Genomic DNA, 23,637 nt, shown 5'->3' with positions numbered 1-23,637 from the left:
GGAAAAGATCCTTACTCCTACTGCTTAATAAAGCCTTTATAGTGTCTCTTTACAAGTTGGCTCTCTAGCTGCTTCATTGTCTCAAGTGCTACCCCTACAACAATTAGTAAACTAGTTCCACCAATTTGCGCTGAAGGTGGTAAGTTTGCAAAGTTAATAAAGAATACAGGTAAAACAGATATTACCGCCAAGAATAGTGAACCGACAAAAATCAGACGATATAAAATTCTTGTGAAATATTCTTGTGTATTTCTTCCTGGACGAATACCCGGAACATAACCACCTTGCTTTTTCAGGTTTTCTGACATCTGTTCAGGATTTACTTGTACAAATGTGTAGAAATAAGAGAAAGCAATGATTAGTGCGACATAAACGATCATACCGATCGGTTTTGTATAATCAAAAGTGTTTGTAATCCATGTTGTCACATCATTTGTTCCAAAAAACGAAGCAATCGTTGGTGGTGTAATGATAAATGAAACAGCGAAGATTACCGGAATAACACCTGCTGCATTAACTTTTAAAGGAATATGCGAAGATTGTCCTCCAACTGGACTATTATTCACAAGCTTTTTCGCATACTGAACTGGTATCTTACGAACTGCTTGTTGAATAAAAATAACACCTACAATAATTGCTAATACTGCGATTAACAGGATTACAACAGTTACTATGTTTAGGAAAAGTTGGTCTCCTGGATTGTCAAAATACTGTGCATAGATCTGGTTAACTGTAGTTGGAATAGCTGCCACAATCCCTGCAAAGATCAAAATTGAAATCCCATTCCCTACTCCCTTAGTTGTGATTTGTTCACCAAGCCACATTAAGAAAGCAGTTCCTGCCGTTAAAACAGTTGCAATAAATAAATAGGTTAAAGGACCAGGATTCTCAATTAATTGACCGCCTGCCAGATTGTTAAAACCAATCGACATACCAATTGCTTGGATAAATCCAAGAACAATTGTACCATAGCGGGTAAACTGAGCTAGCTTACGACGTCCAACTTCTCCTTGCTTTGACCATTCGGTAAACTTAGGTACAACATCCATCTGTAGTAATTGTACAATGATGGATGCTGTAATATAAGGCATGATCCCCATAGCAAAGATCGAGAAGTTTTGTAGAGCACCTCCACCAAATGTATTTAGAATCCCAAATACATTCAGTTCATCTTGAACCCTTAATACATCCGCTTGTACTCCAGGTACCGGAATGAAAGTTCCGATTCTGAAAACAACAAGCATCAGTAGTGTAAAGATAATTTTACTTCTAATATCACTTACGCGCATAAAATTGGAGATTGTCTGAAACATTAAACCACCTCAGTTTTACCGCCAGCCGCCTCAATCGCTTCCTGTGCTGAAGAAGAGAATTTATGAGCCTTAACAGTAAGTTTCTTTTCTAGCTTACCTTTTCCAAGGATTTTAACGCCAGCAGTATACTTGCTGATCACACCAGTTTCTATTAAAAGTTCTGGTGTTACTTCAGTTCCTTCTTCAAATCGATTAAGAGTATCTAAGTTAACAATCGTAAATTCTTTACGGTTGATGTTTGTGAAACCACGCTTAGGAAGACGACGGAATAATGGTGTTTGACCACCTTCAAATCCAGGACGAACACCGCCACCTGAACGAGCATTTTGACCTTTATGACCCTTACCAGCAGTCTTACCTTGACCAGTACCGATACCACGTCCTAGACGTTTACGGTCCTTACGAGATCCCTCAGCCGGTTTTAATTCATGAAGTTTCATTTGGGCACCTCCTTATTATAGCAATTTTATATAATTAAACTTCTTTTACAGTAACAAGGTGAGAAACTTTGTTAATCATTCCGCGAATCGCAGCATTATCTTCGTGAACTACTGTTTGGTGCATCTTATTAAGTCCTAACGTCTTAACAGTAACACGTTGACCTTCAGGACGACCAATTACACTGCGAGTGAGGGTAATTTCTAATTTGTTTGCCATGATAATTCCCTCCTTATCCTAACAGTTCTTCTACAGTTTTACCACGTAGCTTAGCAACATCTTCTGCACGCTTAAGGTCTTTTAAACCATTAATTGTAGCACGAACCATGTTGATTGGTGTATTAGTACCTAATGATTTAGATAGAATATCACCAACACCAGCTAATTCTAATACCGCACGAACTGGACCACCAGCGATAACCCCAGTACCTTCTGAAGCAGGTTTTAATAGGATGTTACCAGCTCCGAATTGTCCGATAACTTGGTGAGGTATTGTTGTACCAACCATAGGTACAGTAATTAAGTTTTTCTTTGCATCTTCGATTGCCTTGCGGATTGCATCTGGTACCTCTTGTGCTTTACCAGTTCCAAAACCAACATGACCATTCTTATCACCTACAACCACAAGAGCTGCAAAGCGGAAACGACGTCCACCTTTTACAACCTTTGCTACACGGTTTACGGCAACTACACGTTCTTCAAGTTCCAATTTGTTTGGATCAATGCGACGCATGTATGTCCCTCCTTTATATTAGAATTCAAGACCTGCTTCACGAGCAGCATCTGCTAAAGCTTTAACACGTCCGTGGTATAAATATCCTCCGCGGTCAAATACTACTGAGCTAACACCTTTTTCAAGTGCACGCTTTGCAACAAGCTCACCAACAGCTTTTGCTGCATCAGCATTACCTTTTGATTCAAGAGTAAGCTCTTTATCTAAAGTAGATGCACTTGCAAGTGTTACAGAATTAGTATCATCAATTACTTGTGCATAAATATGTTGATTAGAACGGAACACATTAAGACGCGGACGTTGAGCTGTACCTGTTAGCTTAGAACGTACACGAGCATGACGCTTCTTACGTGTCGCATTTTTATCTGGTTTCGTAATCATTCAGGTCACTCCTTTCTCTTACCTAGTGGTAATTACTTCGCAGTTTTACCTTCTTTACGACGTACAGTTTCACCTTCATAGCGAATACCTTTACCTTTATAAGGCTCTGGTGGACGAACGTCGCGGATATTAGCTGCTAGCGCACCTACGCGCTCTTTATCAATACCTTTAATCATGATCTTTGTGTTTGCAGGAACTTCGATTTCAATTCCTTGTTCTGGTGTGATTTCAACAGGATGTGAGTAACCAACGTTTAGTACAAGCTTGTTACCTTGCTTAGAAGCACGGTATCCAACCCCAACTAATTCAAGTCCTCTTTCGTATCCTTTTGTTACACCCTCTACCATGTTACCAAGTAAACTTGCAGTTGTACCATGTAGAGATCTATGTTCTTTGTTATCAGAAGGACGTACTACTGTTAACACGTTATCTTCAAGTTTAATTTCCATATCTGGATGGAACGTACGAGTTAATTCACCCTTAGGTCCTTTAACTGTTACTGTGTTGTTGTTGTTAGTTACAGTAACACCAGCTGGAATCTCAATTGGTTTTTTACCGATACGAGACATTTTGTTTTCACCTCTCTTTTCTTACAAGTGATTACCAAACGTAAGCAAGAACTTCTCCGCCTACTTGCTTTTGACGAGCTTCCTTATCAGTGATAACACCGTTAGAAGTCGAAACGATCGCAATACCAAGTCCATTAAGTACACGTGGTACTTCGTCAGCCTTCGCATATACGCGTAGACCTGGCTTACTGATTTTCTTTAGTCCAGTAATAACGCGCTCGTTATTTGCACCGTACTTTAGGAAAATACGTAAAATACCTTGTTTGTTATCTTCTACGAATTCAACATCACGAACGAAACCTTCACGCTTCAAAATTTCAGCAATTTCTTTCTTTAATTTTGATGCAGGGATTTCTAATTTCTCGTGACGAACCATGTTCGCATTACGAATGCGAGTAAGCATATCTGCAATTGGATCTGTCATGACCATTGAATTTTACCTCCTTCCCAACCTTTAAGTATTACCAACTAGCTTTCTTAACACCTGGAATTTGCCCTTTATAAGCAAGTTCACGGAAACAAATACGGCAAAGCTTAAACTTACGCAGTACAGAGTGTGGACGTCCGCAACGTTCGCAACGTGTATACTCTTGGACTTTAAACTTTTGTTGACGCTTTTGCTTTGCAATCATAGATTTTTTAGCCACAGTTTCGCCTCCTCTTCATTAGTTGGCATTTATTACTTTTGGAACGGCATTCCAAATTGAGTTAATAGTTCACGAGCTTCTTCATCTGTATTAGCAGTGGTGACGATAACGATATCCATACCTCTTACTTTTGATACTTTATCGTAATCAATTTCAGGGAAGATTAATTGTTCTTTAACACCTAAAGTGTAGTTTCCACGACCATCGAATGATTTCTTAGAAATACCACGGAAGTCACGTACACGTGGTAAAGATACAGCGATTAGCTTATCAAGGAATTGATACATCTTCTCTCCACGAAGAGTTACCTTCGTACCGATTGGCATACCTTCACGTAAACGGAAACCTGCGATAGATTTCTTCGCTCTAGTTACAACTGGCTTTTGACCAGTAATTGTTGTTAATTCTTCAACAGCAGTATCTAATGCTTTAGCGTTTGCTACTGCATCACCAACACCCATGTTGATTACAATCTTTTCAAGTTTAGGAACTTGCATTACTGATTCATAGTTGAACTTGCTCATAAGAGCTGGAGTAATTTCTTTATTAAATTTCTCTTTTAGGCGGTTCATTCCATTGACCTCCTTTCACACATTATTTATCTAAAGATTGACCTGATTTTTTTGCAACACGAACTTTTTTACCATCAACTAATTGATATCCAACTCTTGTTGGCTCACCGCTCTTTGGATCTAACGGCATAACATTAGATACATGAATCGCTGCCTCTTGGCTGATAATTCCACCTTGAGGGTTTGCTTGTGATGGCTTTGAGTGTTTTTTAACCACGTTTACTCCTTCAACTAGGACGCGGTTCTTTTTTGGGAAAGCTTCAAGGATAACCCCTTGCTTGCCTTTGTCTTTACCGGAGATAACCTGTACCTTATCGCCTTTTTTTACATGCATCGATCGTGCACCTCCTCTTACAAGGCATTCTTATTTTTTTGAATCATTATTATAGAACTTCTGGAGCTAGAGAAACAATCTTCATGAAGTTGTTATCACGTAATTCACGTGCAACTGGTCCGAAGATACGTGTTCCACGAGGACTTTTGTCGTCACGGATAATTACGCATGCATTTTCGTCAAAACGAATGTATGAACCATCTTTACGACGAACTGCACTCTTCGTTCTTACTACTACCGCTTTAACAACGTCACCTTTTTTAACAACGCCTCCTGGTGTTGCTTGTTTCACTGTAACAACGATCACATCACCAATACCAGCAGTCTTTCTTCCAGAACCACCAAGTACCTTAATCGTTAATACCTCACGAGCACCAGAATTGTCAGCAACTTTTAAACGAGACTCTTGTTGAATCATACTATGAAACCTCCCTTCGGAATAAACATGATCCGAACATTAATTAGATAATTACTGCTTTCTCTACAACCTCTACTAGGCGGAAACGTTTAGTCGCAGATAATGGACGTGTTTCCATAATGCGAACGATATCGCCCACTTTTGCTGTGTTTAACTCATCATGAGCCTTAAACTTCTTTGAGTATTTTACACGCTTACCGTATAGAGTATGCTTTTTATAAGTTTCAACTAGAACTGTAACTGTTTTATCCATTTTGTCAGATACAACACGTCCAGTGTAAACCTTACGTTGGTTGCGCTCAGTCATTCAGCAAACCTCCTCTCAGGGTTGATTATTTAACGCTTAGCTCTCTTTCACGTACCACAGTTTTCATACGAGCGATTGATTTGCGTACTTCGCGAATGCGAGCTGTGTTTTCTAATTGACCAGTAGCTAATTGGAATCGAAGATTAAACAATTCCTCTTTAAGTGACTTCACTTTTTGTTCAATTTCGGCAGTGGTTAGATCACGGATTTCATTAGCCTTCATTAGATTCACCACCAATTTCTTCACGTTTTACGAACTTAGTCTTAACTGGCAGCTTGTGTGCAGCTAGTCTTAACGCTTCGCGTGCGACCTCTTCAGATACACCCGCAATTTCAAACATAACTTTTCCTGGCTTTACTACCGCTACCCATCCTTCTGGAGCCCCTTTACCGGATCCCATACGTACTTCTAACGGCTTCGCTGTATAAGGCTTAGAAGGGAAGATTTTGATCCAAACCTTACCACCACGCTTCATATAACGAGTCATCGCGATACGAGCAGCTTCGATTTGACGGTTTGTAATCCAAGATGCTTCTAGAGCTTGTAAACCAAACTCACCAAAGTGTACTTCCGTACCACCTTTTGCACGTCCGCGCATTTTTCCACGGTGTTCTCTACGGTATTTCACACGTTTAGGTAATAACATATTATTTTCCTCCTTCCGCTGCTTTCTTTCTTGTAGGAAGGACTTCACCACGGTAGATCCATACTTTTACGCCTAACTTACCATACGTTGTATCAGCTTCTGCTGTTGCATAGTCGATATCAGCGCGAAGTGTATGAAGTGGAACAGTTCCTTCACTGTAAGACTCAGAACGAGCGATGTCAGCACCACCAAGACGACCAGATACCATTGTTTTGATACCTTGAGCTCCAGCTCTCATTGCACGTTGGATAGCTTGCTTTTGTGCACGACGGAATGAAACACGGTTTTCAAGTTGGCGAGCAATGTTTTCTGCTACTAATTGCGCATCAACGTCCGCTCTCTTAATTTCCATAATGTTAATGTGTACTCTCTTACCTGTTAATTGGTTAAGTGACTTACGAAGTGCTTCAACTTCAGTACCACCTTTACCAATTACCATACCTGGCTTCGCTGTGTGAACTGTGATGTTTACACGGTTTGCCGCACGCTCAATTTCAATCTTTGAAACTGACGCATCAGATAAACGCTTTGATACATATTCACGGATTTTAATATCTTCATGTAATAGATCTGCATAGTCTTTACCAGCGTACCATTTTGATTCCCAATCGCGAATGATACCGACACGCAGACCGACCGGATTAACCTTTTGACCCACAGCTTATCCCTCCTTCTTTTCTGATAATACGATCGTAATGTGACTCGTACGTTTATTAATTGCACTTGCACGACCCATCGCACGTGGACGGAAACGCTTCAATGTAGGACCTTCGTCTACAAAAGCTTGCGCAACTACTAAATTGTTTACTTCCATTTCATAATTATGTTCAGCATTCGCCATTGCAGAGTTTAATACTTTCTCAACAATTGGAGATGCAGCTTTTGGTGTATGGCGTAGAATTGCAATTGCTTCGCCAACTTGCTTTCCTCGAATTAGATCAACTACTAAGCGTGCTTTACGAGGAGCAATACGAACTGTTCTAGCTACTGCTTTCGCTTGCATCGAGATGCCTCCTCTCATTAACGTCTTGTTTTCTTATCGTCACTATCGTGACCTTTGTACGAACGTGTAGGTGCAAATTCACCTAATTTATGTCCTACCATGTCTTCAGTAACATATACTGGTACATGCTTACGGCCATCATAAACAGCGATTGTGTGACCAATGAATTGTGGGAAAATAGTAGAACGACGAGACCAAGTTTTAATTACTTGCTTTTGTCCTGCTTCTGTCATTTTCTCAACTTTGCTCATTAAGTGATCATCCACGAATGGTCCTTTTTTTAAGCTACGGCCCATATTTGACCCTCCCTTCGAATTCGAGCTACGGTTCTAGTGAACCGTAGAACAAACCCGTTATTTTTTACGACGACGAACAATAAACTTATCAGACTTGTTTTTCTTCTTACGAGTCTTAAATCCAAGAGCTGGTTTGCCCCATGGAGTCATAGGAGACTTACGTCCGATTGGTGAACGTCCTTCACCACCACCGTGTGGATGGTCGTTAGGGTTCATTACAGATCCACGAACAGTTGGGCGCTTACCTAACCAACGAGAACGACCTGCTTTACCAATTTTGATTAGTTCATGTTGCTCGTTACCTACTTGACCGATAGATGCACGGCAAGTTGCAAGAATCATACGAACTTCACCAGAAGTTAAACGTACAAGTACGTATTTACCTTCTTTACCTAATACTTGTGCAGAAGTACCAGCAGAACGTACTAATTGTCCACCTTTACCAGGCTTAAGCTCGATATTGTGAATAACAGTACCAACTGGAATATTTGCTAATGGTAATGCGTTACCTACCTTGATATCCGCTTCAGTTCCAGAAGAGATTTCCATCCCTACTTGAAGTCCTTTAGGAGCTAGGATATAACGCTTTTCTCCATCAACATAGTTAATTAATGCGATGTTAGCCGAACGGTTTGGATCATACTCGATTGTAGCAACGCGTCCTGGTATACCATCTTTATCACGCTTGAAATCGATGATACGATATTGGCGCTTATGTCCGCCACCATGGTGACGTACAGTGATTTTACCTTGGTTATTACGACCAGCCTTTTTGCTTAATGGTGCAAGAAGTGACTTTTCCGGCTTATCTGTAGTAATCTCAGCGAAGTCAGATGCTGTCATTCCTCTGCGACCGTTAGAGGTTGGTTTATACTTTTTAATCGCCATTTTCGTTTCCCTCCTTATCTATAAGATTATACTTCGAAGAATTCTAATTCTTTGCTTTCAGCAGTTAGCTTAACAATCGCCTTTTTACGACGTGGAGTATATCCACTGTGACGACCCATACGCTTAAACTTACCTTTATAGTTTTGAACGTTAACTTTTTCAACTTTTACGTTAAAGATTTCTTCGATAGCATCTTTAACTTCAGTTTTATTAGCTCTTAAATCTACTTCAAACGTGTACTTCTTTTCTGCCATTAGATCAGCAGAACGTTCAGTAATCACGGGGCGTTTAATAATATCACGAGGATCTCTCATTACGCAAGTACCTCCTCTACTTTTTCCACCGCAGCTTTAGTTAATAAAAGCTTTTCGTGATTTAGAACATCAAGAACGTTAATTCCGTCTGCAGCAACTACTGTTACTCCTGGAATGTTACGAGCAGCTAAGCTTAACGCTTCGTTAAAGTCACCTGTAACGATTAGTGCTTTGCTTTCAACGTTTAATCCTTTTAATACTGTAACCATTTCCTTTGTTTTTGGAGCACCAAGTGCTAGGTTATCAAGTACTAGGATGTTCTCTTCACGTACTTTTGTTGATAAAGCTGATTTAATTGCTAAACGGCGTACTTTTTTAGGTAATTTGAAGCTATAGCTTCTTGGAGTTGGACCGAATACGATACCACCACCACGCCATTGTGGAGAACGGATAGACCCTTGACGAGCACGACCTGTTCCCTTTTGACGCCATGGCTTACGTCCACCACCACGTACTTCAGAACGATTTTTTACTTTATGAGATCCTTGACGTAAGGAAGCTCTTTGCATGATAACAGCGTCGAATAAAACACTCTCATTCGGCTCAATTCCGAATACAGTCTCGTTTAATTCGATTTCACCTACTGTTGAACCTGTTTGGTTATACAATGCAACTTTCGGCATTTGTACTCCTCCTTTCTCATATATATTTATTATTTAGACTTAACTGCGCCTCTTACAGTAACTAGAGCTCTCTTAGCACCTGGAACATTACCTTTAATTAATAATAGGTTACGTTCTACATCTACCTTAACGATCTCTAAGTTTTGTACAGTAATTCTTTCTCCACCCATTTGTCCAGGTAATGCTTTACCTTTGAATACACGGTTTGGAGCTACAGGACCCATTGATCCAGGACGACGATGGTAACGAGAACCGTGAGCCATTGGTCCACGAGATTGTCCATGGCGCTTAATTGTACCTTGGAAACCTTTACCTTTTGAAATTCCAGTTACATCTACTACATCGCCTTCAGCGAAAATACTAACATTGACTTCCTGACCAACTTCTAATTCAGAAGTTCCACGTAATTCACGAACGAAGCGCTTAGGAGCAGTGTTTGCTTTCGTAGCATGGCCCTTTTGTGGCTTATTAGCACGATTTTCCTTAAGGTTATCAAAACCTAATTGTACCGCTTCATAGCCATCAGTTTCTGCAGTCTTCTTTTGAAGCACTACGTTTGGTGCAGCCTCAACTACAGTTACAGGGATTAAGTTACCATTTTCAGTAAACACTTGCGTCATACCGAGTTTTCTACCTAAGATTCCTTTGGTCATTCGTCACACCTCCTAATTTGTTTTCATTTATGTTTATTAAAGTTTAATTTCGATGTCTACACCAGACGGTAGATCTAATCTCATTAGAGAATCAACCGTTTGTGGCGTTGGATTAACGATGTCGATTAAGCGCTTATGTGTACGCATTTCGAATTGTTCACGAGAATCTTTATACTTATGGACCGCACGAAGGATCGTGTATACAGACTTTTCAGTCGGTAATGGGATCGGACCAGAAACAGCAGCACCAGAACGTTTTGCAGTTTCAACAATCTTCTCAGCAGATTGGTCAAGAATTCTGTGATCATACGCCTTTAAACGGATACGAATTTTTTCTTTTGCCATTATTTTCCCTCCTTTTCGCCTATTTGGAATAGACAGTTCTCAGTGGAAATTTCCTTACACTCGCCATGGCAAAGCGGCCGGGTGTATCAGCAACCTTCCACATCATCGCAGTCAAAGACCAACATTGTCTATTATATTAAAATATAACCATGAATGCAAGAAAAACATGAATAATTTCTGTTTTTACGCACTACGTTATTATAACTTCAAATATAGGTAGATGCAAGTTGATGAGAAAACTTCTATGCTAACAGTTTTTTCTAGTGATAACTTGCTGATTATTTAGATATCAAAAGCATGTAATTCTCCTATTTACATAGATTATATAAGTGTAAGGATATACAATTCGTAACCTACTTCAACTAACCAATATATATAATAGAAGAAAGTTATTTTTTCTATTAACTGGATTAGAAACATAAATCGTACTGTGCTGAATTTCTTTCTATAATATAGAAGATAGTGAGTTCTTATTAAGAGATGAACTTACATACTTTACTCCCACGTGTCCACATATTTTAGAAGATCAAAATTGCAGTGAAAATTTCATCTTCCACAAATCTTAGAGAACCACAAAAAAAACAGATACACATAAGTGTATCTGTTTTATATTTATTAATTACTCTTGAATAGATGCAACTACTCCAGCACCTACAGTACGTCCACCCTCACGGATAGAGAACTTAGTACCTTCTTCGATTGCGATTGGAGCAATTAGTTCAACAGTCATTTCGATGTTGTCACCAGGCATAACCATTTCTACGCCTTCAGGAAGGTTACAAACACCAGTTACATCCGAAGTACGGAAGAAGAACTGTGGACGGTAGTTTGTGAAGAATGGAGTATGACGTCCACCTTCTTCTTTAGAAAGAACATAAACTTCCGCTTTGAACTTTGTGTGAGGCTTAACAGAACCTGGCTTAGCAAGTACTTGGCCACGCTCGATATCTTCACGAGATACACCACGAAGTAATGCACCAATGTTGTCTCCAGCTTCAGCATAATCAAGAAGCTTACGGAACATTTCTACACCAGTTACAGTAGTAGATTTTGGCTCTTCAGTTATACCAACGATTTCAACTACGTCACCAACTTTAACTTGACCACGCTCTACACGTCCTGTAGCAACTGTACCACGACCAGTGATTGAGAATACGTCCTCAACTGGCATCATGAATGGCTTATCAGTTTCACGCTCAGGGTTTGGAATGTAGCTATCAACAGCATCCATTAATTCATAAATCTTTTCCATCCAAGACTCTTCACCTTCAAGAGCTTTAAGAGCAGATCCACGGATAACTGGAGTGTCATCTCCTGGGAAGTCATACTCAGATAAAAGATCACGAACTTCCATTTCAACTAATTCTAATAATTCTTCGTCGTCTACCATATCACACTTGTTTAAGAATACAACAAGGTAAGGTACACCTACTTGACGAGATAATAGAATGTGCTCACGAGTTTGTGGCATTGGACCATCAGTAGCAGATACTACTAGGATCCCACCATCCATTTGAGCAGCACCAGTGATCATGTTCTTAACGTAGTCAGCATGTCCTGGGCAGTCAACGTGTGCATAGTGACGGTTGTCAGTTTCGTACTCAACGTGTGCAGTTGAGATTGTGATTCCACGCTCTCTCTCTTCTGGAGCTGCGTCGATTTGATCATAAGCCATTGCAGTTCCTCTTCCGTATTTCTTATGAAGAGTAACAGTGATAGCTGCAGTTAATGTAGTTTTACCATGGTCAACGTGTCCGATTGTACCAATGTTAGCATGCGGTTTTGAACGGTCGAATTTCTCTTTACCCATTTCGAAAATCCTCCTTGATATTAAATGAAATTTTACTACTAATTTATTAGTATGTAATGCTTGAAAGGGCCTATTAACTAGAAGACCACTCCCAAGACTTACATAAGTAGTTATACTTTAGAATGAGGTGAAAATCAATTATTCACCTTTATTTTTTTTGATAATCTCTTCTTGGATTGACTTTGGCACATCTTCATAGTGATCAAAGTGCATTGTAAATACTCCGCGACCTTGAGTGTTAGAACGAAGTGCTGTTGCATATCCAAACATTTCAGAAAGTGGAACCATTGCACGCACCACTTGTGCGTTACCACGAGCTTCCATACCTTCTACACGTCCACGACGTGAAGTGATACCACCCATGATATCTCCCATGTATTCTTCTGGGATTACAACTTCTACCTTCATGATTGGTTCTAATACGACTGGACTACATTTTGAAGCAGCTGCTTTAAGTGCCATTGAAGCAGCAATCTTAAACGCCATTTCAGATGAGTCAACATCATGGTAAGAACCATCAAATAACTTCGCTTTGATGTCTACAAGTGGGAATCCAGCTAATACACCATTTTGTAGTGCATCTTCTAGACCAGCTTGTACTGCAGGGATATATTCACGTGGAACTGTACCACCTACAACTGCATTTTCAAATTCGAAGCCTTTTCCTTCTTCGTTAGGAGCAAACTCAATCCAAACGTGTCCGTATTGTCCACGTCCACCTGATTGACGTGCAAACTTTCCTTCTACAGATGCAGAACCACGGAAAGTTTCACGGTAAGCAACCTGAGGGGCACCTACGTTAGCTTCTACTTTGAACTCACGTTTCATACGGTCAACTAGGATATCAAGGTGAAGCTCACCCATACCAGCAATAATTGTTTGACCTGTTTCTTGATCAGTGTGAGCTCTGAAAGTAGGATCTTCTTCTTGAAGCTTTTGTAAAGCTGTTGTCATCTTGTCTTGGTCACCTTTAGACTTAGGCTCAACAGACAACTGAATTACAGGCTCAGGGAAGTTCATAGACTCTAGGATAACTAATGATTTTTCATCACATAATGTATCTCCAGTAGTCGTGTCTTTCAGACCTACTGCTGCTGCGATATCACCCGCGTAAACCATTGAGATTTCTTCACGGCTGTTCGCATGCATTTGTAGAATACGTCCTACACGCTCACGCTTACCTTTAGTAGAGTTTTGTACATATGAACCAGAGCTTAATGTACCAGAATACACACGGAAGAATGTTAACTTTCCAACGTATGGATCTGTCATTACTTTAAACGCTAAAGCTGAGAATGGCTCAGTGTCGCTTGATGGACGAGTAACTTCTTCTTCTGAATCAGGAAGTGTACCTTTAATTGCTGGTACATCAAGTGGTGATGGAAGATAAGCAATTACTGCATCAAGCATCTTTTGAACACCTTTGTTTTTGAATGCAGATCCACAAATTACAGGGAAGAATTCAACGTTAACAACACCCTTACGAATTGCAGCTTTTAGCTCGTCAGTAGAGATTTCTTCTCCACCAAGGTATCTTTCCATTAACTCTTCATCTAATTCTGCTACTGCTTCAATAAGCTTTTCACGGTACTCATTTGCTTGGTCCATAAATTCTTCAGGAATTTCACGAACTTGAATATCAGTTCCTAAATCATTACCGTAGAACGTTGCATTCATTTCTACTAAGTCAATGATTCCTTCGAATTGATCTTCAGCACCAATTGGTAATTGAATTGGCGCAGCGTTCGCTTGAAGACGATCATGAATAGTTGATACAGAGTATAAGAAGTCTGCACCAATCTTGTCCATTTTATTTACGAATACTACACGTGGTACACCGTAAGTTGTTGCTTGACGCCAAACTGTTTCAGTTTGTGGCTCTACTCCAGATTGAGCATCAAGTACAGCTACTGCTCCATCAAGTACACGTAGTGAACGTTCAACTTCTACAGTGAAGTCTACGTGTCCTGGTGTATCAATGATGTTTACGCGGTGGCCTTTCCACTGTGCAGTTGTTGCTGCAGAAGTAATCGTAATTCCACGCTCTTGCTCTTGCTCCATCCAGTCCATTTGAGATGCACCTTCATGAGTTTCACCAATTTTGTGGATACGACCTGTGTAGTAAAGTACACGCTCGGTTGTCGTAGTTTTACCAGCATCAATGTGAGCCATGATACCAATATTACGAGTATTTTCCAAGGAGAACTCTCTTGCCATTGGGTCTTTCTCCTTCCAATTTGTAGTTTTTTTGTTAAGTAAGTATGATCATTCAAAAGATTCAGGAAAAGAGCCTTGAGTAGAACCCATTGCCCCTTCCTAACTTTTGACTATTTATCCTACCAACGGTAGTGAGCAAATGCTTTGTTTGCTTCAGCCATTTTGTGCATATCTTCACGCTTTTTAACTGATGCTCCAGTGTTATTTGCTGCATCTAGAATTTCATTAGCTAAACGCTCTTCCATAGTCTTTTCTCCACGAAGACGTGAATAGTTTACTAGGTAGCGAAGACCTAATGTAGTACGACGATCAGGACGAACCTCAATCGGTACTTGGTAGTTAGCTCCACCAACACGACGTGCCTTTACTTCTAGTACAGGCATTACGTTTTTCATTGCTTGTTCGAACACTTCCATTGGTTCCTTTCCAGAACGCTCTTGAACTAATTCAAAAGCTCTGTATAGGATAGCTTGAGATTTACCTCTCTTACCGTCAACCATCATACGATTGATTAGGCGTGTTACAAGCTTTGATTTATAAATCGGATCTGGTAATACGTCTCTTTTTGCTACAGGACCTTTACGTGGCATGTTATGTCCCCCTTTCTCCATTTTTATTCATATGTTTTTAATTATTACTTTTTAGCTGCTTTAGGTCTCTTAGTACCATACTTAGAACGACCTTGCATACGCTTATCTACACCAGCTGTATCAAGCGCTCCACGAACGATGTGATAACGTACCCCTGGTAAGTCTTTTACACGCCCACCACGGATTAACACAACGCTGTGTTCTTGTAGGTTATGTCCAATCCCAGGAATATACGCTGTTACCTCGATACCGTTAGTTAAACGTACACGAGCATATTTACGTAATGCTGAGTTCGGCTTCTTTGGTGTCATTGTACCAACACGCGTACATACACCACGTTTTTGTGGAGAAGATACGTTTGTTTGTGACTTCTTGAAGCTGTTATAACCTTTATTTAAAGCAGGAGATTTTGACTTCTCAACCTTGCTTTCGCGTCCTTTACGAACTAATTGATTAATTGTTGGCATTTTGTTTTCCTCCCTTCTTCTTAAGTCCACATACCCAGGTGGTTCACACTTGAGCAAAAACAAAGTTTTTGTAGAACGACCCTTAGTCGAGCCGTTCCACAAAAACAGGTTTTAATTAATGATTGCTACCGCCGCTGCCCCTACTTCTATTCCACAAGCTTTTCCAAGCTTTTTCATAGAATCTACTTTCGTAACTGAAACGCGTTGCTCTTTAGCTGTCTGTATTACTTTATACGTAACACGTGGATCAGCATCTTCTGCCACCACAATTTCTTTTACTTCACCGTTTTTCAGGGCTTTAATGGTCTGCTTTGTTCCTACAATTATATTGTAAGCCTGCGCCACTTTTTCATAAGACATTCTCATATCCTCCAAAGTAACAGGTTTTAGAAGCACCTTGGATATAGTAACATTCTACTTATACCAATGTCAACTACTTGTTATCTTTTTTTATTGAAGAGCATTCTCTGCTTCTAATTCTGCAACACTTTCTCCTGCAGATCCTTCAGCATTAAATTCTTCTTCATTTGCAGTTACTGGCGTTACTTTACGGTAACGAGCCATACCCGTTCCAGCAGGAACAAGCTTACCAATAATTACATTTTCTTTTAATCCTAGTAACTCATCACGCTTACCTTTAATCGCTGCATCAGTTAACACACGAGTTGTTTCTTGGAAAGAAGCAGCAGATAAGAATGAATCTGTTTCAAGAGATGCTTTTGTAATACCAAGTAATACAGGTCTTCCTGTAGCTGGCTGTTTTCCTTCAAGTAATACTTGTAGATTAGCCTGAGTAAACTGATGAACATCTAGTAGTGAACCAGGTAATACATCTGTATCACCAGCATCCATTACACGGATTTTACGAAGCATTTGGCGTACCATTACTTCAACGTGCTTGTCACCAATTTCTACACCCTGCATACGGTAAACTTTTTGTACTTCTTTCAATAAGTACTCTTGCACCGCTGTAATATCTTTTATTTTTAATAATTCTTTAGGATCAATAGAACCTTCTGTAAGCTCTTGGCCTCGGTTAATCTTTTGTCCCTCAGTTACCTTTACACGAGCGCCGAATGGAGCTGTATAAGATTTCGATTCAACTTCACCTTGAATCGTGATTTCTTGCTTATCTCTCGAATCACTGATAGCTGAAACAACACCATCAATTTCAGAGATAATGGCTTGCCCTTTTGGATTACGCGCCTCAAATAATTCCTGAATACGCGGTAAACCTTGAGTAATATCGTCTCCTGCTACCCCACCTGTATGGAATGTACGCATCGTTAACTGTGTTCCTGGCTCACCGATTGATTGAGCAGCGATAATCCCAACCGCTTCTCCTACTTCAACTTCTGAACCAGTTGCTAGGTTACGACCATAACATTTTTTACACACACCATGACGAGTGTTACATGTAAATGCAGAGCGGATACGGACTTGTTCAATTCCAGCTTCCGTAATAACACGAGAAAGATCCTCAGTAATTAGGCCATTTTCTTCGACAATGACTTCATTTGTTTCAGGATGCTTAATTGCTTTTCTTGCATAACGTCCAATTAAACGCTCATCTAGCCTTTCAATTACTTCAGTACCGTCCTTAAGAGCAGCAACAAGTAATCCTCTGTCAGTTCCACAGTCATCTTCACGTACGATAACATCTTGTGCAACATCTACTAGACGTCTTGTTAAGTAACCTGAGTCAGCTGTCTTAAGTGCTGTATCGGCAAGACCTTTACGCGCACCGTGAGTAGAAATGAAGTACTCTAAAACTGTTAATCCTTCGCGGAAACTTGACTTGATTGGAAGTTCGATAATTCGACCAGCCGGGTTCGCCATGAGTCCACGCATACCAGCAAGCTGTGTAAAGTTAGATGCGTTACCACGGGCACCAGAGTCACTCATCATGAAGATTGGATTCAAGTGATCTAATGATTCCATTAGTTTTCCTTGGATAACATCCTTCGCTGAGCTCCAAATTGAAATAACACGGTCATAACGCTCTTCATCCGTGATTAAACCACGTCTGAATTGCTTTAAGACGTTATCAACTTTCCCTTGAGCTTCGTTAATAATGACTTGTTTTTCTGGTAATACGATGATATCAGACACACCAACTGTAATACCTGCTTTTGTTGAATATCTGAATCCAAGATTCTTCATTCGGTCAAGCATTTTAGAAGTATCAGTAATCTTGAAGCGTTTAAACACTTCTGCAATGATATTTCCTAAGATTTTCTTCTTAAATGGTGCAATTTCATCACGAGAAGCTATTTCCTTCTTAACGTCTGCACCTTTCTCAACAAAGTACTTAGTAGGTGTTTCTTTTTCTAAGTTATATTGAGTCGGTTCGTTAATGTATGGGAACGAGTCTGGTAAAATTTCATTGAAAATCAATTTACCAACCGTTGTAATTAATAACATATTTTTCTGATCTTCTGTGAATGTCTGATTGTTTAGAGACCCAGCATATACAGCTACACGAGTGTGAAGATGTACATAACCATTTTGATAAGCAATTAATGCTTCATTGGTATCTTTAAACACCATACCTTCTCCAACAGCTCCAGCTCTTTCAAGTGTTAGGTAGTAGTTCCCTAATACCATGTCCTGTGAAGGAGTAACAACCGGCTTCCCATCTTTCGGGTTTAGGATGTTTTGAGCTGCTAGCATTAATAAGCGAGCTTCAGCTTGCGCTTCAGCCGATAACGGAACGTGAACAGCCATTTGGTCTCCATCAAAGTCTGCATTGTAAGCAGTACATACTAATGGGTGAAGGCGAATTGCACGCCCTTCTACTAAAGTTGGTTCAAATGCTTGAATACCAAGTCTGTGAAGAGTAGGGGCACGGTTTAATAGTACTGGGTGCTCCTTAATTACAGATTCTAGTACATCCCAAACATCAGGTGATACTCGTTCAATTTTACGCTTCGCACTCTTAATGTTATGAGCTAAACCTCTCTCAACTAGTTCCTTCATGACAAACGGCTTGAATAACTCTAATGCCATTTCCTTTGGAAGACCACATTGATACATCTTTAAGTTTGGACCTACAACGATAACGGAACGTCCAGAATAGTCAACACGCTTACCTAAAAGGTTTTGACGGAAGCGTCCTTGCTTTCCTTTTAACATGTGAGAGAGTGACTTTAATGGTCTGTTTCCAGGACCAGTAACTGGTCTACCACGACGACCATTGTCAATTAAAGCATCTACTGCTTCTTGAAGCATTCTTTTCTCATTCTGAACAATAATACTTGGAGCTCCAAGGTCTAAAAGACGCTTCAAACGATTATTACGGTTAATTACGCGTCGATATAGATCGTTTAAGTCAGATGTTGCAAAACGACCACCATCTAATTGAACCATTGGACGTAGTTCTGGTGGAATGACTGGAAGTACGTCTAGAATCATCCATGAAGGTTCATTTCCTGAATTTCTGAATGCTTCTAACACTTCTAGGCGCTTTATTGCTCTAGTACGACGTTGACCTTGAGCAGTCTTCAATTCTTCCTTCAGTGCATTCACTTCTTTTTGAAGTTCAATGTCTGAAAGTAATTTTTTAATCGCTTCAGCACCCATAGCTGCTTGGAAGGATTGACCGTACTTCTCACGATATGCACGGTATTCTTTTTCAGAAAGAAGTTGTTTTCTTTCTAATGGTGTGTCACCAGTTTCTGTAACAACATAAGAAGCAAAGTAAATTACCTCTTCTAATGCACGAGGTGACATATCTAATACAAGCCCCATACGACTTGGAATTCCTTTAAAATACCAGATATGCGATACAGGTGCAGCAAGCTCAATATGTCCCATTCTTTCACGGCGAACCTTTGCACGAGTAACTTCTACTCCACAACGGTCACAGACAACACCTTTGTAACGAACTCTCTTGTATTTACCACAGTGACATTCCCAGTCTTTTGTAGGACCAAAAATTCGTTCACAGAATAAGCCGTCCTTCTCTGGCTTTAACGTACGATAGTTAATAGTTTCAGGCTTCTTGACTTCCCCAAAAGACCAAGAACGAATCTTATCTGGTGAAGAAAGTCCAATCTTCATGTATTCAAAGTTATTAACATCTATCAAGGGGCCTACCTCCCTTTATTTTAACGTCAGACTACTTGACGCCTTCTGACTAATACACAATAAACATTCACTCACAGAGAAAGCTTATTTATGTAGAAGGGGAAAGAGAAATCCATCGATTTCTCCCCCCTTCATTTAATGATTTTTCACCATCATGTATATATGAGCATCTATGCTACTAGTTTAACAAGAAATAATTACACTTCGTTTGTTGCTTCTACTTCAATGTTAAGCTTGTCAGCTGATTGATCATCGTCATCGTCAAGATCTCTCATCTCGATTTCTTTATCATCACTAGATAGAATCTTAACGTCCATACCTAAACTTTGAAGCTCTTTTATTAATACTTTGAATGATTCAGGAACACCTGGTTCTGGTACATTCTCACCTTTAACAATTGCTTCATACGTTTTCACACGACCAACAACATCGTCTGATTTGACTGTAAGGATTTCTTGAAGAGTATAGGCAGCACCGTAAGCTTCAAGCGCCCAAACCTCCATCTCTCCAAAACGCTGACCACCGAACTGCGCTTTACCACCAAGTGGTTGTTGCGTAACTAATGAATATGGTCCAGTTGAACGTGCGTGTAACTTATCATCAACCATGTGAGCAAGTTTAATCATATACATGATTCCAACAGACACACGGTTATCAAACGGTTCACCAGTACGTCCATCATATAGGACCGTCTTAGCATCACGAGACATTCCAGCTTCTAAAAGTGTATCCCAAACATCTTCCTCACGCGCACCATCAAATACAGGAGACGCTACGTGAATGCCTAAGTATCTAGCTGCCATACCAAGATGTAGCTCTAATACCTGACCGATGTTCATACGTGATGGTACCCCTAATGGATTTAACATGATATCAACAGGAGTTCCGTCAGGTAAGTATGGCATATCTTCTTCAGGTAAAATACGGGAGATAACCCCTTTGTTACCGTGACGTCCTGCCATCTTATCCCCTTCAGAAATCTTACGTTTCTGAACAATATACACACGAACAAGTTGATTTACCCCCGGTGGAAGCTCATCTCCATCTTCACGATTGAACACTTTAACATCAAGAACGATACCGCCGCCACCGTGTGGAACACGTAATGACGTATCACGAACTTCTCTTGCCTTTTCACCGAAAATAGCATGTAATAGACGTTCTTCTGCAGTTAGCTCTGTTACACCTTTAGGAGTAACCTTACCAACAAGCAAGTCTCCGTCTTTTACTTCAGCACCAACGCGGATAATTCCACGATCATCAAGATTCTTAAGTGCATCTTCACCTACGTTTGGAATATCACGTGTGATTTCTTCTGGTCCAAGCTTTGTGTCACGAGCTTCAGACTCGTACTCTTCAATATGAACAGAAGTATACACATCATCCTTCACAAGGCGTTCACTCATGATGATTGCATCCTCGTAGTTATATCCATCCCATGTCATGAAAGCAACAAGAACGTTACGCCCAAGTGCAAGCTCTCCTTTTTCCATAGAAGGACCATCGGCAAGGATTTCACCTTTTACTACTTCATCCCCAACACTTACGATTGGACGTTGGTTATAACATGTTCCTTGGTTAGAACGGATGAACTTTTGAAGCTTATATTTATCAAGGTTACCCTTAACTTTTTCACCATCAACCTCAGTATAGCGTCTTACTAAGATTTCCTTAGCTTGAACCTTTTCAACTACACCAGGGAATTTACAAATGACTGCAGCTCCTGAATCTTTACCAGATACATATTCCATACCTGTTCCCACTAATGGAGCTTCAGGATTTAATAATGGAACTGCTTGACGTTGCATGTTCGCTCCCATAAGAGCACGGTTTGAGTCGTCGTTCTCTAAGAAAGGAATACAAGCTGTTGCTGCAGAAACTACTTGCTTAGGCGATACATCCATATAGTCAACGCGGTCTCTGTTAACAACCGTGTTTTCTCCACGGAAACGAGCAACGATATCACTATCGATGAACGAACCATCATCAGCAAGCTTCGCATTTGCTTGGGCAACTACATAATTATCTTCTTCATCAGCAGTTAAGTAATCAATTTGGCTCGTAACACGCCCTGTTTCAGGATCAACTTTACGATACGGTGTTTCGATAAATCCAAAACGATTCACTTTAGCATAGCTGGATAAAGAGTTGATTAGACCAATGTTTGGACCTTCAGGCGTTTCAATCGGACACATTCTTCCGTAGTGAGAATAGTGAACGTCACGCACTTCAAATCCTGCACGCTCACGCGTTAAACCACCTGGCCCTAGAGCTGATAATCTTCGCTTATGCGTTAACTCAGCTAGTGGGTTTGTTTGATCCATGAACTGAGATAACTGAGAGCTTCCAAAGAACTCTTTAATTGAAGCGATAACAGGTCTGATATTAATTAATGCTTGTGGCGTAATCGCGTTAGTATCTTGAATAGACATTCTTTCACGAACCACACGCTCCATTCTAGATAAACCGATACGGAATTGGTTTTGTAATAACTCACCAACAGAACGTAAACGACGATTACCTAAATGATCAATATCGTCTGTATCTCCTACTTTATATAGAAGATTAAAGAAATAACTAATAGAAGAAATAATATCTGCAGGCGCGATATTCTTAACACGCTCTTCAATATTAGCGTTTCCGATTACATTGATTACATGGTCTCCATCGCCTTCAATCGGAGCATAAATTTTAATAGATTGAAGAGTCATCTCTTCATCTAAAACTCCACCTGTTGGACGAGTCGTTTTATAACCAATGTTCTTTTCTAATGCAGGTAAGACACGGTCTAACGTACGACGATCTAACACCGTACCTTTTTCAACTAAAATCTCACCTGTTTCTGGATCTACTAGAGAATCTGCTAAACGTTGATTAAATAGACGGTTTTTAATATGTAACTTCTTATTAATCTTGTAACGCCCAACATTTGCTAAATCATAGCGTTTTGGATCAAAGAATCTTGATTCTAATAGACTCTTTGCATTTTCTACTGTAGGTGGTTCTCCCGGACGTAGACGCTCATAGATTTCAAGCAATGCTTTTTCCGTGTTCTCCGTATTATCCTTATCTAGGGTATTACGTAAATACTCATTATCCCCTAGTAAATCTATGATTTCTTGATCAGAGCCAAACCCAAGAGCACGCAAAAGAACCGTAACCGGTAGCTTCCGAGTACGATCAATACGAACATACACCACATCTTTGGCGTCTGTTTCATATTCAAGCCAAGCACCACGGTTTGGAATGACAGTAGCCGTGAATCCACGCTTACCGTTTTTATCAATTTTTCCACTGTAATATACACTTGGAGAACGAACAAGCTGAGATACGATTACACGTTCAGCACCATTGATGACAAACGTTCCTGTCTCAGTCATTAAAGGAAAATCTCCCATAAATACATCTTGCTCTTTTACTTCGCCTGTTTCTTTGTTAATCAGACGAACTTTCACCCTTAAAGGTGCAGAGTATGTAACGTCTCTTTCTTTTGATTCATCCACAGAGTATTTTGGTTCACCTAAGCTATAATCTATAAACTCAAGTGATAAATTACCTGTAAAATCTTCAATTGGAGAAATGTCCTGGAACATTTCACGCAATCCCTCATCAAGAAACCATTGATAAGAAGAGGTTTGGATTTCAATAAGATTTGGTAATTCTAGAACTTCACTTATACGAGCATAGCTTCTACGTTGGCGGTGGCGTCCATACTGAACTAGTTGACCTGTCAACTGATTCACCCCTCAAATCAAGCATTTTATTTCACATCAGAAACGAAAACGTCCCTGAGATGATGTCATAATCAATACTACGAATAAAACTTAAAACTAGTGAATTCAACAGACAAAAAGAAAAAGGGTTTCTACTCAAGAAAACCACATTTATGCATAATGTCCTATTGAATTAGTTTTTCCTTGTATACCAACTAATATACCTATTATTCATAAAAAAACCAAGGAAAAATAATATATTGGCATTAT

General features: G+C 39.9%; 29 protein-coding genes. All 29 read right to left on the bottom strand.

The genetic code is table 11. From position 1 onward, the window contains the following. Positions 1-17 precede the first annotated feature (17 nt). Entirely contained in the window at positions 18-1,313 is a 1,296-nt protein-coding gene (secY, locus tag LT143_RS18360; RefSeq protein WP_246945583.1) for a preprotein translocase subunit SecY, read from the bottom strand. Continuing rightward, positions 1,313-1,753: a 50S ribosomal protein L15 gene (gene rplO / locus LT143_RS18355; RefSeq protein WP_246945580.1), complete on the bottom strand. Its 441-nt coding sequence runs from the start codon at positions 1,751-1,753 to the stop codon at positions 1,313-1,315. Before rplO ends, secY begins: the two co-directional genes overlap by 1 nt. 34 nt (positions 1,754-1,787) lie before the next feature. After that, positions 1,788-1,970, bottom strand: a complete 183-nt coding sequence (rpmD, locus tag LT143_RS18350) for a 50S ribosomal protein L30 (protein WP_246945577.1) — start codon at positions 1,968-1,970, stop codon at positions 1,788-1,790. 13 nt (positions 1,971-1,983) lie between these two features. Then, on the bottom strand, positions 1,984-2,484 hold the full coding sequence (gene rpsE, locus LT143_RS18345) for a 30S ribosomal protein S5 (RefSeq protein ID WP_246945575.1): 501 nt from the start codon (positions 2,482-2,484) through the stop codon (positions 1,984-1,986). Between the two features lie 18 nt (positions 2,485-2,502). After that, a complete protein-coding gene (gene rplR, locus LT143_RS18340; RefSeq protein WP_246945572.1) occupies positions 2,503-2,865 on the bottom strand; it encodes a 50S ribosomal protein L18 in 363 nt (120 codons plus the stop codon). Between the two features lie 32 nt (positions 2,866-2,897). Continuing rightward, on the bottom strand, positions 2,898-3,434 hold the full coding sequence (gene rplF, locus LT143_RS18335) for a 50S ribosomal protein L6 (RefSeq protein ID WP_246945569.1): 537 nt from the start codon (positions 3,432-3,434) through the stop codon (positions 2,898-2,900). Between the two features lie 31 nt (positions 3,435-3,465). Further along, positions 3,466-3,864, bottom strand: coding sequence for a 30S ribosomal protein S8 (gene rpsH / locus LT143_RS18330; RefSeq protein ID WP_246945566.1), 399 nt, complete (start codon positions 3,862-3,864; stop codon positions 3,466-3,468). A 31-nt stretch (positions 3,865-3,895) separates the two neighbouring features. Beyond that, complete coding sequence (locus tag LT143_RS18325) at positions 3,896-4,081, bottom strand: type Z 30S ribosomal protein S14 (protein WP_025909738.1); 186 nt, start codon at positions 4,079-4,081, stop codon at positions 3,896-3,898. A gap of 32 nt (positions 4,082-4,113) precedes the next feature. Continuing rightward, a complete protein-coding gene (rplE, locus tag LT143_RS18320; RefSeq protein WP_246945563.1) occupies positions 4,114-4,653 on the bottom strand; it encodes a 50S ribosomal protein L5 in 540 nt (179 codons plus the stop codon). Between the two features lie 22 nt (positions 4,654-4,675). After that, positions 4,676-4,987 carry a 50S ribosomal protein L24 gene (gene rplX, locus LT143_RS18315; RefSeq protein ID WP_246945560.1) on the bottom strand — a complete coding sequence of 104 codons (312 nt, stop codon included), beginning with the start codon at positions 4,985-4,987 and terminating at the stop codon, positions 4,676-4,678. Positions 4,988-5,036: 49 nt separating this feature from the next. Further along, on the bottom strand, positions 5,037-5,405 hold the full coding sequence (rplN, locus tag LT143_RS18310; RefSeq protein ID WP_246945557.1) for a 50S ribosomal protein L14: 369 nt from the start codon (positions 5,403-5,405) through the stop codon (positions 5,037-5,039). Positions 5,406-5,448: 43 nt separating this feature from the next. Next, complete coding sequence (gene rpsQ, locus LT143_RS18305; protein WP_246945554.1) at positions 5,449-5,712, bottom strand: 30S ribosomal protein S17; 264 nt, start codon at positions 5,710-5,712, stop codon at positions 5,449-5,451. Between the two features lie 25 nt (positions 5,713-5,737). Further along, positions 5,738-5,935, bottom strand: a complete 198-nt coding sequence (gene rpmC, locus LT143_RS18300) for a 50S ribosomal protein L29 (protein ID WP_149221290.1) — start codon at positions 5,933-5,935, stop codon at positions 5,738-5,740. Beyond that, positions 5,925-6,359: a 50S ribosomal protein L16 gene (rplP, locus tag LT143_RS18295; RefSeq protein WP_246945551.1), complete on the bottom strand. Its 435-nt coding sequence runs from the start codon at positions 6,357-6,359 to the stop codon at positions 5,925-5,927. Before rplP ends, rpmC begins: the two co-directional genes overlap by 11 nt. Position 6,360: 1 nt before the next feature. Beyond that, positions 6,361-7,017: a 30S ribosomal protein S3 gene (gene rpsC / locus LT143_RS18290; protein WP_246945548.1), complete on the bottom strand. Its 657-nt coding sequence runs from the start codon at positions 7,015-7,017 to the stop codon at positions 6,361-6,363. A gap of 3 nt (positions 7,018-7,020) precedes the next feature. Beyond that, entirely contained in the window at positions 7,021-7,362 is a 342-nt protein-coding gene (rplV, locus tag LT143_RS18285) for a 50S ribosomal protein L22 (RefSeq protein WP_246945545.1), read from the bottom strand. Between the two features lie 17 nt (positions 7,363-7,379). Then, complete coding sequence (gene rpsS, locus LT143_RS18280) at positions 7,380-7,658, bottom strand: 30S ribosomal protein S19 (protein ID WP_163181875.1); 279 nt, start codon at positions 7,656-7,658, stop codon at positions 7,380-7,382. 57 nt (positions 7,659-7,715) lie between these two features. After that, entirely contained in the window at positions 7,716-8,546 is an 831-nt protein-coding gene (gene rplB, locus LT143_RS18275) for a 50S ribosomal protein L2 (protein ID WP_246945542.1), read from the bottom strand. A gap of 26 nt (positions 8,547-8,572) precedes the next feature. Beyond that, positions 8,573-8,860 carry a 50S ribosomal protein L23 gene (rplW, locus tag LT143_RS18270; protein ID WP_246945539.1) on the bottom strand — a complete coding sequence of 96 codons (288 nt, stop codon included), beginning with the start codon at positions 8,858-8,860 and terminating at the stop codon, positions 8,573-8,575. Further along, positions 8,860-9,483, bottom strand: a complete 624-nt coding sequence (gene rplD / locus LT143_RS18265; protein WP_246945535.1) for a 50S ribosomal protein L4 — start codon at positions 9,481-9,483, stop codon at positions 8,860-8,862. The genes rplW and rplD overlap by 1 nt, the downstream gene beginning before the upstream one ends. 29 nt (positions 9,484-9,512) lie before the next feature. After that, complete coding sequence (gene rplC, locus LT143_RS18260; RefSeq protein ID WP_246945533.1) at positions 9,513-10,136, bottom strand: 50S ribosomal protein L3; 624 nt, start codon at positions 10,134-10,136, stop codon at positions 9,513-9,515. Positions 10,137-10,172: 36 nt separating this feature from the next. Next, a complete protein-coding gene (gene rpsJ / locus LT143_RS18255) occupies positions 10,173-10,481 on the bottom strand; it encodes a 30S ribosomal protein S10 (RefSeq protein WP_028397310.1) in 309 nt (102 codons plus the stop codon). Positions 10,482-11,100: 619 nt separating this feature from the next. Further along, positions 11,101-12,291 carry an elongation factor Tu gene (tuf, locus tag LT143_RS18250; RefSeq protein ID WP_246945531.1) on the bottom strand — a complete coding sequence of 397 codons (1,191 nt, stop codon included), beginning with the start codon at positions 12,289-12,291 and terminating at the stop codon, positions 11,101-11,103. Between the two features lie 138 nt (positions 12,292-12,429). Next, positions 12,430-14,508 carry an elongation factor G gene (gene fusA / locus LT143_RS18245; protein WP_246945529.1) on the bottom strand — a complete coding sequence of 693 codons (2,079 nt, stop codon included), beginning with the start codon at positions 14,506-14,508 and terminating at the stop codon, positions 12,430-12,432. Between the two features lie 119 nt (positions 14,509-14,627). Beyond that, complete coding sequence (rpsG, locus tag LT143_RS18240) at positions 14,628-15,098, bottom strand: 30S ribosomal protein S7 (protein WP_246945527.1); 471 nt, start codon at positions 15,096-15,098, stop codon at positions 14,628-14,630. 44 nt (positions 15,099-15,142) lie between these two features. After that, on the bottom strand, positions 15,143-15,565 hold the full coding sequence (rpsL, locus tag LT143_RS18235) for a 30S ribosomal protein S12 (RefSeq protein ID WP_246945525.1): 423 nt from the start codon (positions 15,563-15,565) through the stop codon (positions 15,143-15,145). Positions 15,566-15,676: 111 nt separating this feature from the next. Further along, complete coding sequence (locus LT143_RS18230) at positions 15,677-15,925, bottom strand: 50S ribosomal protein L7ae-like protein (RefSeq protein WP_246945523.1); 249 nt, start codon at positions 15,923-15,925, stop codon at positions 15,677-15,679. A gap of 90 nt (positions 15,926-16,015) precedes the next feature. Then, positions 16,016-19,654 carry a DNA-directed RNA polymerase subunit beta' gene (gene rpoC, locus LT143_RS18225; protein ID WP_246945520.1) on the bottom strand — a complete coding sequence of 1,213 codons (3,639 nt, stop codon included), beginning with the start codon at positions 19,652-19,654 and terminating at the stop codon, positions 16,016-16,018. Positions 19,655-19,851: 197 nt separating this feature from the next. Further along, positions 19,852-23,388 (bottom strand): DNA-directed RNA polymerase subunit beta, encoded by a 3,537-nt coding sequence (rpoB, locus tag LT143_RS18220; protein WP_246945517.1) that lies wholly within the window; start codon positions 23,386-23,388, stop codon positions 19,852-19,854. Positions 23,389-23,637 lie beyond the last annotated feature (249 nt).

The sequence above is a fragment of the Bacillus pinisoli genome (genome assembly GCF_023036475.1).
GTDB classification, from domain to species: domain Bacteria; phylum Bacillota; class Bacilli; order Bacillales; family SA4; genus Bacillus_BS; species Bacillus_BS pinisoli.
Note: the sequence above shows the minus strand (reverse complement) of the source record. Positions and strands in the feature narration are given on the sequence as shown.